At 66.2% G+C, this 12,300-nt stretch carries 15 protein-coding genes; 4 read left to right on the plus strand and 11 right to left on the minus strand.

What is annotated here, in order from left to right:
- On the minus strand, positions 1-349 hold a 349-nt coding region (locus V7082_RS08125; RefSeq protein WP_334147515.1), incomplete at its 3' end, for a class I tRNA ligase family protein.
- 132 nt (positions 350-481) lie between these two features.
- Positions 482-1,612 (minus strand): protein adenylyltransferase Fic, encoded by a 1,131-nt coding sequence (fic, locus tag V7082_RS08130; protein WP_334147517.1) that lies wholly within the window; start codon positions 1,610-1,612, stop codon positions 482-484.
- 218 nt (positions 1,613-1,830) lie between these two features.
- Here fic and V7082_RS08135 point away from each other — a divergent pair, with 218 nt between their 5' ends.
- Both V7082_RS08135 and V7082_RS08140 read left to right on the plus strand, forming a co-directional pair.
- On the plus strand, positions 1,831-2,517 hold the full coding sequence (locus tag V7082_RS08135) for a YggS family pyridoxal phosphate-dependent enzyme (protein ID WP_334147519.1): 687 nt from the start codon (positions 1,831-1,833) through the stop codon (positions 2,515-2,517).
- Between the two features lie 209 nt (positions 2,518-2,726).
- Positions 2,727-3,623: a hypothetical protein gene (locus tag V7082_RS08140; RefSeq protein WP_334147521.1), complete on the plus strand. Its 897-nt coding sequence runs from the start codon at positions 2,727-2,729 to the stop codon at positions 3,621-3,623.
- Positions 3,624-3,729: 106 nt separating this feature from the next.
- Here V7082_RS08140 and V7082_RS08145 read toward each other — a convergent pair whose 3' ends face one another.
- Together V7082_RS08145 and V7082_RS08150 are read right to left on the minus strand one after the other, a co-directional pair.
- Positions 3,730-4,281, minus strand: coding sequence for a Crp/Fnr family transcriptional regulator (locus tag V7082_RS08145; RefSeq protein WP_334147523.1), 552 nt, complete (start codon positions 4,279-4,281; stop codon positions 3,730-3,732).
- 169 nt (positions 4,282-4,450) lie between these two features.
- Positions 4,451-5,137, minus strand: coding sequence for a response regulator transcription factor (locus V7082_RS08150; RefSeq protein ID WP_334147525.1), 687 nt, complete (start codon positions 5,135-5,137; stop codon positions 4,451-4,453).
- Positions 5,138-5,284: 147 nt separating this feature from the next.
- Between V7082_RS08150 and V7082_RS08155 the strand changes: the two genes are divergently transcribed.
- Positions 5,285-5,785 (plus strand): L,D-transpeptidase family protein, encoded by a 501-nt coding sequence (locus tag V7082_RS08155; protein WP_334147526.1) that lies wholly within the window; start codon positions 5,285-5,287, stop codon positions 5,783-5,785.
- Positions 5,786-5,885: 100 nt separating this feature from the next.
- Here V7082_RS08155 and V7082_RS08160 read toward each other — a convergent pair whose 3' ends face one another.
- The 3 genes from V7082_RS08160 to tesB all read right to left on the minus strand — a co-directional run bounded on the left by V7082_RS08160 (position 5,886) and on the right by tesB (position 8,759).
- Positions 5,886-7,226: an ammonium transporter gene (locus V7082_RS08160; protein WP_442909768.1), complete on the minus strand. Its 1,341-nt coding sequence runs from the start codon at positions 7,224-7,226 to the stop codon at positions 5,886-5,888.
- Between the two features lie 42 nt (positions 7,227-7,268).
- Positions 7,269-7,607 carry a P-II family nitrogen regulator gene (locus tag V7082_RS08165; protein WP_334147527.1) on the minus strand — a complete coding sequence of 113 codons (339 nt, stop codon included), beginning with the start codon at positions 7,605-7,607 and terminating at the stop codon, positions 7,269-7,271.
- 252 nt (positions 7,608-7,859) lie between these two features.
- Complete coding sequence (tesB, locus tag V7082_RS08170; protein WP_334147529.1) at positions 7,860-8,759, minus strand: acyl-CoA thioesterase II; 900 nt, start codon at positions 8,757-8,759, stop codon at positions 7,860-7,862.
- Positions 8,760-8,865: 106 nt separating this feature from the next.
- Here tesB and V7082_RS08175 point away from each other — a divergent pair, with 106 nt between their 5' ends.
- Positions 8,866-10,113 (plus strand): FAD-dependent monooxygenase, encoded by a 1,248-nt coding sequence (locus V7082_RS08175; protein ID WP_334147531.1) that lies wholly within the window; start codon positions 8,866-8,868, stop codon positions 10,111-10,113.
- 138 nt (positions 10,114-10,251) lie between these two features.
- On the opposite strand, the gene rimM is transcribed toward V7082_RS08175, so the two are convergent.
- From rimM to rpsP, 4 genes are all read right to left on the minus strand, one after another.
- Positions 10,252-10,821: a ribosome maturation factor RimM gene (gene rimM, locus V7082_RS08180; protein WP_334147533.1), complete on the minus strand. Its 570-nt coding sequence runs from the start codon at positions 10,819-10,821 to the stop codon at positions 10,252-10,254.
- Between the two features lie 23 nt (positions 10,822-10,844).
- Entirely contained in the window at positions 10,845-11,216 is a 372-nt protein-coding gene (locus V7082_RS08185) for a hypothetical protein (protein ID WP_334147535.1), read from the minus strand.
- Positions 11,217-11,398: 182 nt separating this feature from the next.
- Positions 11,399-11,581 (minus strand): hypothetical protein, encoded by a 183-nt coding sequence (locus V7082_RS08190; protein WP_334147537.1) that lies wholly within the window; start codon positions 11,579-11,581, stop codon positions 11,399-11,401.
- A 263-nt stretch (positions 11,582-11,844) separates the two neighbouring features.
- Positions 11,845-12,216 (minus strand): 30S ribosomal protein S16, encoded by a 372-nt coding sequence (gene rpsP, locus V7082_RS08195; protein WP_334147539.1) that lies wholly within the window; start codon positions 12,214-12,216, stop codon positions 11,845-11,847.
- Positions 12,217-12,300: the final 84 nt, after the last annotated feature.

The raw sequence follows: 12,300 nt of genomic DNA on the forward strand, positions 1-12,300 counted from the left end.
CCATCGACTTGAGCTGGCCCTTCATCGTCTCGATGTTGGCGTAGGTCCACGTCGCCGGATGCGTCTTGCGCTCGATGGCGGCATTCTCGGCCGGCATGCCGAACGCATCCCACCCCATCGGATGCAGCACATTGAAGCCGCCGGCGCGCTTGAAGCGGGCCACCACGTCGCCCATGGCGTAGTTGCGCACATGCCCCATGTGGATGCGCCCCGACGGATAGGGGAACATCTCGAGCACGTAGCTCTTCGGCATGGCGTGATCGTCGGAGGCGCGGAAGATCTCGCCCTCCTCCCAGACCTTCTGCCAATGCTTTTCGCGTGCGGGCGCGTTGTACCGTTCGGTGGCCATGTGACTTTCGTGGATCTTAGGGTGAATTTAGCCGGCTAATGAGCCCGAAACGAGCGAGCCGGTCAAGCGAGCCTCCTGTCGCCGGGTCCGGAGCCGATGCTGCGCATCGGCCAGGACCCGAAGCCCGCCATCTCACGCCCCGGCGGACGCCTCGGAGAACGGAGCGAAATCGTTGCTGTCGCTCGTCAGGAGATCCAGGAAGCGGACATTGACATAGAGCTTTTCGCGGCCCGCCTTCTCCTCGCGCAGAACCCCGGCATTGACGAGCTGGCCGAGATAGCCGGAAACCGTTTTTCGCGTCCCAAGACCCGCATCCACGAGGTTCTGGGTGCGCACATAGGGCTGCACGAAGAACAGCTCGACCAGTTCGCGGCTGTAGATCTTCGGCAGCGCCGTCGCGACGTAGCGGACCGTGTGATCCATGAGACGGCGGATCGCCCAGATCTTGCCGCGCGTCCAGTCCGCGGTCTCCTCGACCGCATGCAGCATGTAGAGAACCCACGGCTCCCAGGACTGTTGGCTCGTCACCTCGAGCAGCAGCCGGTAGTACGCGCTCCGCCGATCGTTGATGAACCGGCTGAGATAGAGGATCGGTAGATCGAGCAGCTCCGCCTCGATCAGGAACAGGATGTTGAGCACGCGTCCCGTGCGGCCGTTGCCGTCCGGAAAAGGATGGATCGCCTCGAACTGATAGTGCGCCACCGCCATTTTGATGAGTGGATCAAGATCGGACTCGTCGTGAATGAACCGCTCCCAGTTGGCCATCTTCTCGCGCAGCACCGCTTCGCCTTCGGGTGGCGTGTAGACGACCTTGCCGTGCTGGTTCTTGAGGTTCGTGCCCGAGGTGCGGCGGATATCGAGGTCCACGTCCTTGATGGCCCGGCACACGTCGACCGCCGTTTTCGTCGTCAGCGGCCTGCCCGCCTTGAGGCTCTCGTAGCCCCTGAGAAGCGCCGTGCGGTAGCGCAGCGTCTCCTTGGTCGCGGTGTCCGCCTGGGTCCCATCCGCATTGACGAACCGGAACAGCTTGTCGTTGGTCGTGACGATGTTCTCGATCGCCGAGCTGTCCTTGGCTTCCCGCAGCGGGATCGAGTTGATGAGCACGTCTTGGTTGGGGATCAGCGCCGCCGCCTCCTTGAGCGCAGCCAGCTTCGTCCGCGCGCTGACGCAGGTCTTGAGGACGGCACGGGACTCGAGCTCCACCCCCGGCGGCAGGGCGGGCAGATCGTTGAAAGGCCGGTTGGGATCGAAGGGATTTGACATGGGTAAATAATCGCGTTTTTTACCCACAAAATCCAGACCTGGGTAGCCGTTACCCACATCACCCTAGATATGGGTAAAAATATGAGTTTTTTACCCATATACGGGCCGACATGGGTAGCCGCGACCCACAACCAGCCTCATATGGGTAAAATACATGCATTCTTACCCAATTCGTCGCGCCGATGCGCATCGGACCGAGATCCGCTAAAACCCGGCCCATGACCGACCCCAAGACCGAGACCTCCGCCCATAACCCGGCCGCCGCCCTCTCCGACATCCAGACCCGTATCGCCGCCGCGGCCCGGGAGGCCGGCCGCGACCCGGACTCCGTGCACCTCATCGCCGTCACCAAGACCTTCGCGGCCAACGACATCCTCCCTGTGCTCGCCGCCGGCCATCGCCTGTTCGGCGAGAACCGCGTGCAGGAGGCCAAGGCGAAATGGCCGGCGCTGCGCCTGCGTTACCCAGACCTCGCGCTGCATCTCATCGGCCCGCTCCAGTCCAACAAGACCCGCGAGGCCGTCGAGCTGTTCGACGCCATCCACACCGTCGACCGCCCGAAGATCGCCAAAGCGATCGCCGAGGAGCAGGCGCGCCTGGGCAAGCGCCTCGCGCTCTTCATCCAGGTCAACACCGGCGAGGAGCCGCAGAAGGCCGGCATCGCACCGAAGGACACCGCCGCCTTTCTCGCCCACTGCCGTGACCTCGGCCTCGACATCGCGGGCCTCATGTGCATCCCGCCGGTCGAGGAGGAGCCCGCCGTCCACTTCGCCTTCCTGGCCAAGCTCGCCCGTGACCTCGGCCTCTCAGGGCTCAGCATGGGCATGAGCGGCGATTTCGAGGCGGCCGCGCAGTTCGGCGCCACCCATATCCGTGTCGGCTCCGCCATCTTCGGCCACCGCTGACACGTCTCTTCCCTACTGCCTACTGCCTACTGCCTACTGCCTACTGCCTACTGCCTACTGCCTACTGCCCACCCCTCCCCCTCTACCCACAGCTTTCAAGGCCCCCCCGCCTGCGCGTGGGGCTCCCCCGCCACCCCCCGATGCTAGCCTCTTGCGAACGGCGTGATTCGCGTTTTCGCAGTGCTCCGCGGGAGCCAAGGGAGACCGGCATGACTGCATCCGCCCTCAAGACAGCCGACGTGGAGGCCGACGCCGCGGCCGCCGATGTGGCCCGCGACGCCCGCGCCGAGGCGCTGAAGGGGGCCGCCGAGACCAAGTCCAAGGCGACGCGCGGCCGGAAGCCGAAATCCGACGGCTGGGACCGCTTCCTCGTCGACATCTGGCTCACCAACTTCAACTTCACCGAGTTCGGCTTCTACAAGCGCGCGCGCAACCGCGCCAAGTCGCGCCAGTTCACGACCGACATGGACATCTTCGGCGAGATCATCGAGAACGGCGAGCGCACCGGCCTCGTCGGCTACCGCGAGGACGCCTGGAAGAAGGCCGAGGGCATGGACAAGCGCCTCGTCTTCAAGCTCTTCACCGAGAGCCTGAACTGGCGCGCCACCATGGATCTGATGATCGGCCGCTCGCTGCAGCAGACGATCGGCGCGCGCGGTCTGCCGGTGATGAGCTTTTCGATCAACACCAACGACGATCACTACATCATCTATCTCGAGCGTTCGGCCAACAAGTACCCGTTCATGCCCGAGTATTTCTCGTTTTTCATCATCACCAACGATGGCACGCCCGAGTTCTACAAGCTGAAGCGCGCCGTCATCAATCTCGGCGGCGACTACGCCCTGATCGATCAGCGCGGCGAGACCGTGGGCTATCTCGACGGCAAGGTGTTCTCGATCGGCGGCAAATGGAAGGGCCGGATCAAGTCCGGCGCCGACAAGCGCCTGAAGACGGTGATGAAGCTGTTCGGCGCCATGATGATCTTCAACACCGATTGCCGCCATCACATGAAGCGGCTCTACAAGGACATGCGCCGCGGCAAGGTGAAGCCGACCCTCGATCGCCAGGAAGCCGACCTCTATACCAACCCGCGCCGCATGCGCTGAGCGGGCCGAAAAACGCAAAAGCGGCAAGCGCAAGTGCGGGAAACGAAGCAAGGCCGGAGCGGACACCGCCCCGGCCTTTCGCTTGAGAGATCCCGGCTTGCGCCGCTCAATGCACGGTCGCCGCAACAGGCTCTGACGACGCCGAGGATACCGGCACGAGAGCCGCACCCTCCGAACCCGACGCCGCATGCGCGTCTCCGTCGGGCGGCCCCAGCGCACGGTCGATCTCGCGCAGGCTCTCCACGAACGACGACAGACGCCCCGCGATCTTGGCTACGAAATGATCGGCAAGGCTCGGATCCGAGGCCATGTGCGCCTGCATCTCCTGGCGCGTGATGCGAAGCGCGCGGACGGGCGTGCGCGCCACCACCGTCGACGTGCACTCGGTCTCGATCAGCATCGTCATCTCGGAGATCAGCGCGCCGGCCGGGATGGCCTCGTTGGCACCTCTCTCGAGCCCCGGCCCCTCGGTGCGCACCGCCTCCCCCGAGACGACCAGCACCGCCGCGTCCGGCTCGCCGTGCGCGGTCACGATCACGTCGCCAGGCTTATAAACGATGCGGTCCGCGCGTCGCGCGATCTCGGTGAGCTGAAGCGGCTTCAGCCCCTGGAACAGCGGCACGTTGAGAAGTGGAAGAACGAACGCATCGATCGCCATTGAAAAACCCCCGCAACCGGAACCCCGCGTGCGCCCGGAAAAACTCCGGACGGCGGACCGAGGCGCGCCGCACGGCCAGCGCCAAACTCACGGGGCGGAAGACTCGGGCGATTCGCAGCCCGGGTCGAGGGTCACGAGGGCACGTGTTGAAAGGCTGAGGACAAGCTGTTCAAGACATCAGCTTGTAGCCGCCGGTCTCAGTCACCAGGATCTCGGCGCTGGACGGGTCTTTCTCGATCTTCTGGCGCAGCCGGTAGATGTGGGTTTCGAGCGTATGCGTCGTGACGCCGGCATTGTAGCCCCACACCTCGTGCAGGAGCGTCTCGCGCGACACCACCTTGTCGCCGGTGCGGTAGAGATACTTGAGGATCGCCGTCTCTTTCTCCGTCAGCCGGATCTTGCCGCCTCGCTCGTCGATCAGGAGCTTCGAGGCCGGCTTGAAGGTGTAGGGGCCGATGGTGAAGACAGCGTCCTCGCTCTGCTCGTGCTGGCGCAGTTGCGCACGGATGCGCGCCAGCAGCACGGCGAACTTGAACGGCTTCGTCACGTAGTCATTGGCGCCCGCGTCGAGGCCGAGGATCTGATCGGCATCGCTGTCGTTGGCGGTAAGCATGATGATCGGACTTTTGAAGCCGCCCTTGCGCAAGAGGCGCACGGCTTCGCGCCCGTCCATGTCGGGCAGCCCGACGTCGAACACCACGAGATCGTGGTGCCCGCTCTTGGCCGCCTCGATCCCCTTGCCCGCGGTGCCCGCCACCGACACCTCGAACTCGTCGTGCAGTGCGAGCTGATCGTGCAGGGAACCGCGGAGATCCTCATCGTCATCGACAAGCAGGATCTTGCGTGCAGTGCTCATGCGCGGCGGCTCCGGTTTTATCCAACGTTGCGGGCCCCTCTTAGCATCTGCCTGTCCTCGGAGGTAGGGTGCCCTGGGCCGGACGGTTATCGACCGTCCGTCCGCCGCCGGACAAGGGGATGCGCCATTATCGCCCATAACATCGTCGTGAGAAGCCTCGGCGCGCAAAGCACCTCGGGCCGGCTCGTCTGCGGCAATCTGGTGCTGCGCTGCGCCCTCGGCCGCAGCGGCACGCGGACCCTGAAACGCGAGGGAGACGGGGCGACGCCGCGTGGGCGCTTCCGGCTCGAAAGCGCCCTTTACCGGCGCGATAAAATCGTGAGGCCCTTATCCGCCCTGCCGCTCTCCGCCACGCGCCGGGACGACGGATGGTGCGATGCAGCGAACGACCGCAATTACAACCGCCGCATCCGCCACCCCTATCCGGCACGTGCGGAGCATCTGTGGCGCCACGACGGTCTTTACGACGTCGTCGTCGTGATCGACTACAACCGCCGCCCGCGGCGGGCGGCGGCCGGCAGCGCCATTTTCATGCATGTGGCTGGGCCGGGCCTCGCGCCCACCGAAGGCTGCGTCGCGCTGTCGCGCAAGGATCTTCTGAAGGTGATGGCGCGGATCGGCCCGCGCACGCGCATCGTCATCGTCTGAACGCAGGCCCGGACAAAGACCCGGGGAGTGCCAAGCAGGGCAGACGAACGGCCCCATGACGGGGCTCGGCCGGCAACGCGGGTTGCCGGCCGAGGAGAGGCTACTGAACGGTCTCGCCGTGCAGGCCCGCATCGAGGCCTTCCACCTCGACCGATTCCGGCACGCGCAAACCCATCACGACCTTGATCAGGAGCAGGATCACGAACGTCGCCAGCGCGCACCAGACGATGGTGGCGAGGATGCCGTAGACCTGAATGCCGACCTGCGCCGCGTTGCCCTCGATGAGGCCGGCGGTGCCGCCGATCGCCTCGCGGGCGAGCACGCCCGTCCCGATGGCGCCGACGATGCCGCCCACGCCGTGCACGCCGAACACGTCGAGGCTGTCGTCATAGCCGAACGCGCGCTTCACGGACGTCGCGAAGACGTAGCAGACGACACCTGCAACGGCACCGATCAGCATCGCGCCGACGGGATCGACGAACCCGCACGCGGGCGTGATGGCCACCAGGCCGGCGATGGCGCCGGACGTTACGCCGAGCACCGTCGGCTTGCGGTGAACGACCCACTCGACGACCATCCACGCCAGCGCCGCCGCAGCCGTCGCGACCTGGGTGTTGAGCGCCACCATCGCCGCGCTCTCGTTGGCGGCGACCGCCGAGCCAGCGTTGAAGCCGTACCAGCCGACCCACAGCAGCGAGGCGCCGATGAGCGTCAGCACGAGGTTGTGGGGCGCGAGGTTCTCGGTGCCGTAGCCCTTGCGGCGGCCGACCATGATCGACGCGACGAGACCCGCGATACCGGCATTGATGTGCACCACGGTGCCGCCGGCGAAGTCGAGCACGCCGTCCTGCGAGAGGAAGCCGCCGCCCCAGACCCAGTGACAGACCGGAATGTAGACGACGACCGCCCACAGCGCGAGGAAGACGAGCAGGCTCGAGAACTTCATGCGATCGACGACGGAGCCGACGATCAGAGCCGGCGTAATGGCGAAGAACGTCATCTGGAAGAAGACGAACAGCGATTCCGGGATAGTGCCCTGCAGGCTCTCCTTGGTGACGCCCGCGAGCAGCATCTTGTCGAGGCTGCCGACGTAGGCCTGCAGCGCGCCGCCGTCCGTGAACGCCAGCGAGTAGCCGAAGAGCATCCAGACGATGGAGAGCAGGCAGACCGGCGCGAACACCATCATGGTGGTGTTGAGCACATTCTTCTTGCGCACCATGCCACCGTAGAAGAGGGCGAGGCCTGGAAGACTCATCATCAGCACGATGACCGACGAGACGAGCATCCATGCCGTGTCGCCCGAGTTGAGAGCGGGTATCGTCGCGGCCGCCGGTGCCGCCTCGACTGCCGCGTCCTGCGCCACCGCCGGAAGCGTGGCGGTCATGAACGCGCCGAGGATCGCGAGGGCACGCGTCGCACCCGTGAACAAGTGTGGCTTCATGTCGTGAACTCCCTGTCTGTCAAGCTGGATGCGAGCGGTTGCTCAGAGCGCCGCGTCGTCGGATTCACCCGTACGGATGCGTAGCGTGTGCTCGATCGGGGAGACGAAGATCTTTCCGTCGCCGATCTGGCCGGTCTTGGCGGCCGCCACGATCGCGGCGACGGCCTTGTCGACGAGGGCCGAGGACACCGCGACCTCGATCTTGATTTTGGGCAGGAAGCTCACGGCGTACTCGGCGCCGCGGTAGACCTCGGTGTGACCCTTCTGGCGGCCGTAACCCTTGACCTCGGTCACGGTCATGCCCTCGAGGCCGATGTCGGTCAGATGGGACCGCACCTCCTCGAGCTTGAAAGGCTTGATGACGGCGGTGATCAGTTTCATGGAGAGCACCCCTTTTTGAGTTTCGTCCCCCGCGTGTCTGTCGGCGCGAGACAGGTCTCCGGCTTGCCGCCGGCGACGCCGGCAGCAATCGAGCGAGGGAGAGTCAAGAGATGTGCCAAGTCGGAGCTATGATCGTAGCGGATTGAAACCGCTAATGATTCAGGAAAGCGACAGCAGAGATCCGCCATCGCGGCCTCGTGTGGACGCACAAATTTCGTGCAACGAAATGAGGTTGCTTATTATTTAATCAGCCTATTTAATTACGAAGGCCGTCGCGCGTTTGCGGATGAGCCCTTCCTGCGCCGTCGAGGCGACGAGCTCGCCGTCGCGTGTGAAGAAGCTGCCGCGGCAGAACCCGCGCGCGCCCGAGGCGCTCGGGCTGTCCTGACTGTAGAGCAGCCACTCATCGGCCCGGACCGGCCGGTGCAGCCAAAGGGCGTGATCGAGGCTCGCGAGCTGGATGTCGCGGTCGAACAGCAGCTTGCCGTGGGCGATCAGCGCCGTGTCGAGCAGGGTGAAATCCGACGCGTAGGCGAGCACGCACTGGTGGAGCCTTGGATCGTCGGGCAGCCGGCCGTTGGCCTTGAGCCAGATGTGCTGGACCGGCGGATGCGGTTCGCGACTGAGATAGCGCGAGACGTCGACCGGGCGGAGCTCGATGGGGTTCTCGCGCTGCCAATAGCTGCGCATGTCCGCGGGAAGCGCATCGATCAGCTCCGCCACCCGCTCGGCCGCCGAAGGCAACGCCTCGGGCGGGGGCACGTCGGGCATGGCGGCGCCATGCGCGAAGCCCTCCTCGTCCTTCTGGAACGAGACGCTCATCGCGAAGATCGGGCGGCCATGCTGGATGGCCTTCACCCGGCGCGTCGTGAAGCTGCTGCCGTCGCGGATGCGCTCGACCTCGTAGAGGATCGGATGCGTCGGATCGCCGGCCAGCAGGAAATAGCCGTGCAGGGAGTGCGCGGTGCGCGGCTCATCGACCGTCCGTCCGGCCGCCACGAGGGCCTGCCCCAGCACCTGCCCACCATAGACGCGTTGCCAGCCGTTCTGCGGACTGATGCCCCGGAACAGGTTGACCTCGAGCCGCTCGAGATCGAGCACCTCCATGAGCCCGGCGAGTGCGCGCGAGGGTTGCTCCGGACCGGCAGACATGGGACGCTCTCCAAAAAAGATGCTATCGATCAAGGACGTAAACGATGGTCTGCGCCGCACGGGCGGTCAAGGCCGCCCGCGACGCAGCCCTCACGCGAGACCCGTGATGCCCCCCGCGACGATGCCCTCACGCTTCGACATTGCCATCTCGGGCGCGAGCTTCGCCGGCCTCGCCTTCGCGCGCGCCCTTCTCGCCGCATTTGGAAGCGAGATCCGCATCGCTCTGATCGACCGCAGCGTCCGCAACCGGGCTGCCCTCCCGGATGCGCGCGCCTTCGCGCTCTCGGCCGGATCGCGCCGCATGCTGGACATGCTGGGCGTCTGGTCCGCCATCGCCGCGGAGGCAGAGCCCGTGCGCGAGATCGAAATCACCGATTCCAGCCTCGACGCGGGCATTCGCCCGATCCTCCTCAGGTACGACAACACCGTCGAGAAGGATGGGGAGCCGGCAAGCCACATCGTCCCGGCGCCGGTCCTCGAGCGCGCGCTCTACGATGCCGTCGCCTCCGATCCCGCCGTGACGCTGCTTGTTCCCGCCGAGATCGCGCGCTTCGCCGAGGCCGTGAGCCACATGGCCATCGCCCTCCGCGACGGCACCGAAATAGCGGCCTCCCTTCTGGTCGGGGCCGAAGGCCGCCGCTCCGCCTCTCGGGAGGCGGCAAACATCAAGACCGTCGGCTGGCGGTACGGCCAGACGGCGATCGTCACCACCATCGCCCACGAGCATCCACACGCCGGCCGCGCCATTCAGCATTTCCTGCCCGGCGGGCCGTTCGCGATCCTGCCGCTCACCGGCAATCGGGCCTGCCTCACCTGGAGCGAGGAGGCGAACGAGGCGACCCGCATCCTGGCGCTCGACGACGACGCCTTCCTGGCCGAGGTCGAAACGCGCGTCGCAGGCCGCCTCGGCGCCCTGAGCCTCGCCGGCCCGCGCCAGTCCTGGCCGCTCGAGATGCACCTGGCGCGCGCCTACGTCGCCCCGCGCTTCGCGCTCATGGGTGATGCGGCCCATGGCGTCCACCCGATCGCGGGCCAGGGCGTCAACCTCGCCTTCCGCGATGCGGCCGCCCTCGCCGAGATCGTTGCCGACGGCCTGCGCCTCGGCCTCGACCCCGGCAGCATGGAAAGCCTCGGCCGCTACGAGACATGGCGCCGCTTCGACAGCTTCGCCTCCGCCGCGGCCTTCGACGGCCTGAACACGCTGTTCTCGAACGACGCGCTGCTGGTGCGCGCCGCGCGCGACTTCGGCCTCGGCCTCGTCGATCGCCTTCCAGCCCTGAAGCGCCGCTTCGTGGCCGAAGCCGCCGGCCTCACCGGCGACCTCCCCCGCCTCTTCAAGTCCGAACGGCTTTAGCGCCGGCACGCCCTGGCCCCCAGGTCGGCGCGACGCGCCGCGCAGAGCCGGGCCTCCGGCGCAGGCCGGGGCCTACGCCAGTCTCAGCAAGCGCAACATCTGACGAATTGACGACAGCAGCAATGCGCGCTCACGCGTTTATGCGTCGTCCGGCTCCGATGCACCTTGATCGCCCGCGTCCACCTCCTCGGGCGGGGCGAGTACGATCATGCCCTTGGCGAGGTCGACACCCAGCACGACGGCCTCCGTCATGGGATAGAGCACCGTGCGCGTCTCACCCGCCGGCCGCACCTCGAGAATGTCGCCCGCGCCGTAGTTGAGGACCGCGATCACCGTGCCGAGCGGTGCGCCAGCCCCCGTCGCCGCCTGAAGGCCGATCAGATCCGCATGATAGTATTCGCCCGCACCGGGCGGCGGCAGCCGGTCGCGCCGCACATAGAGCGCAACGCCCTTGAGCGCCTCGGCCTGCGTGCGATCGCCAATGCCCTCGACACGGCAGATGAGGCCTTTCGCGGTCGCCCCTTCCACGTGCAGCACGTAGCAGCGACCGCCCGCCTCATCCTCAAGCGGTCCGTACCCGGCGATAGCCTCCGGTTCGGCCGTGTAGCTGCGCACCAGCACCGCGCCCCGAATACCGTGCGCACCGGCAATATGCCCGAGCAGCACGCGCCGCTCTCCTTCGGTCTCACCTCGTCCGTCTTCTGTCATGGATGAAAGTCTGAACCGCCGATTTATCTGCGGAGAGGGCCGACGAAACGCAACTCGACCACCATCGGCACTCCGCCGAGATCGACGACCGTGGACGACACCGGTTTCGGCGACGGAAAGCGCCCCGAGACAGCGAGCACCGCGCCGTCCGGACCAGCCTCAAGGCCGGTGAGCAGCACCCCGTTCGGCGGCACCGTCAGGCGCACCTCGACGATCGATTCGCCGCGCGCCGCATCATACCGGCACTCTCCGCGAAAGACACTCCCGTAAGGATCGGAGCCCAGAATGTGACCCTGCCTGAGCACGGCCAGCGCCTCGCTACGCAGGGTCGCATCGCCAATGCCGTCGGCATTGCGGAGAGCGAAACTCAGCCCGTAGACACCGTCGTCGAGCATCGCCGATCATCATTTGAGACGCAGGGTCCGGCGGAGCTGCATGTCCGCCACCAACAAGAGCTCGAGAGGGCCACCGAGAGGACCAAAGGCTTCGAGCCAAGGCAAATTTCTACCATGGATTGCGAAACAAGCCATCCGGCTTCTGGACACATCCTTAAATTGTAATTGCCCCAGGTGCCCGCCTACTGGAGGCGTTCGATCCGGTTGCCGATGGCAAGGGCATAAAGCCAGATACGGCGTTCGCGGCGCGTCCACGTCTCGACATCCGGCTTGTCGCTCATCAGCTTGGTGCCGCGCGCCAGGATCTCGCTGCGCCGATCCCACCAAGCCGCCTCGGCCGCACTGAGGTTCGTCCTCAACGGCATGAAAGTAAGCCCCCCGTTCCCGTTTCCCGCCGTGGCATCGTGCGGTCCTGCCCAAACCCTCGGGCCGGGCCGCATCACCAAGCTATGCCAATTCCGGGCGCCGTTCGACACCGCCGTGACGCGCGCCGACACGGGTTCGGAGCCCTGATGCGGATTTGCAGCATCCATACCCGGGCGCCGAGCCGCGGGCGCGCATCCTCCGGACATGCGAACGGGCACCGGCAACCGGTACCCGCAAAAGTCTTCGCACGAACGGAAGAGGCTTACGCCTCGCCGCCTGCAGCGGCCGCCGCCGCATCCTCCGCCGCCTTCGCCTTGGCGGCCGCACGCTCCTGCGCCTTCTTCTTCGGCTGGGCCTTCTCGGGGTTGTTGCGTGCCTCACGCTTCAGAAGGCCCGCCCCGTCAAACAGGCGCGACACGCGGTCCGTCGGCTGTGCGCCGACCGAGATCCAGTGCTTGCAGCGGTCGACGTTGAGCTTCACGCGCTCGGGGTTGTCCTTCGGCAGCATGGGATTGAAGGTGCCGATCTGCTCGATGTAGCGCCCGTCGCGGGGGGAAGCGCTGTGCGCCACGACAACGTAATAGTAGGGGCGCTTCTTGGCGCCGCCGCGCGAAAGACGGATCCTGGCTGACATGACGTGAAGTCCTTTCTCTCTGGATGCTGTTTGGCGGCAGGCCGCCTATGTTCGTGGTACGTGTTCGTGACCTGTGTCCGTGAT

The sequence above is a fragment of the Hyphomicrobium sp. genome (genome assembly GCF_036833075.1).
In the GTDB taxonomy this organism is placed as follows: Bacteria; Pseudomonadota; Alphaproteobacteria; order Rhizobiales; family Hyphomicrobiaceae; genus Hyphomicrobium_C.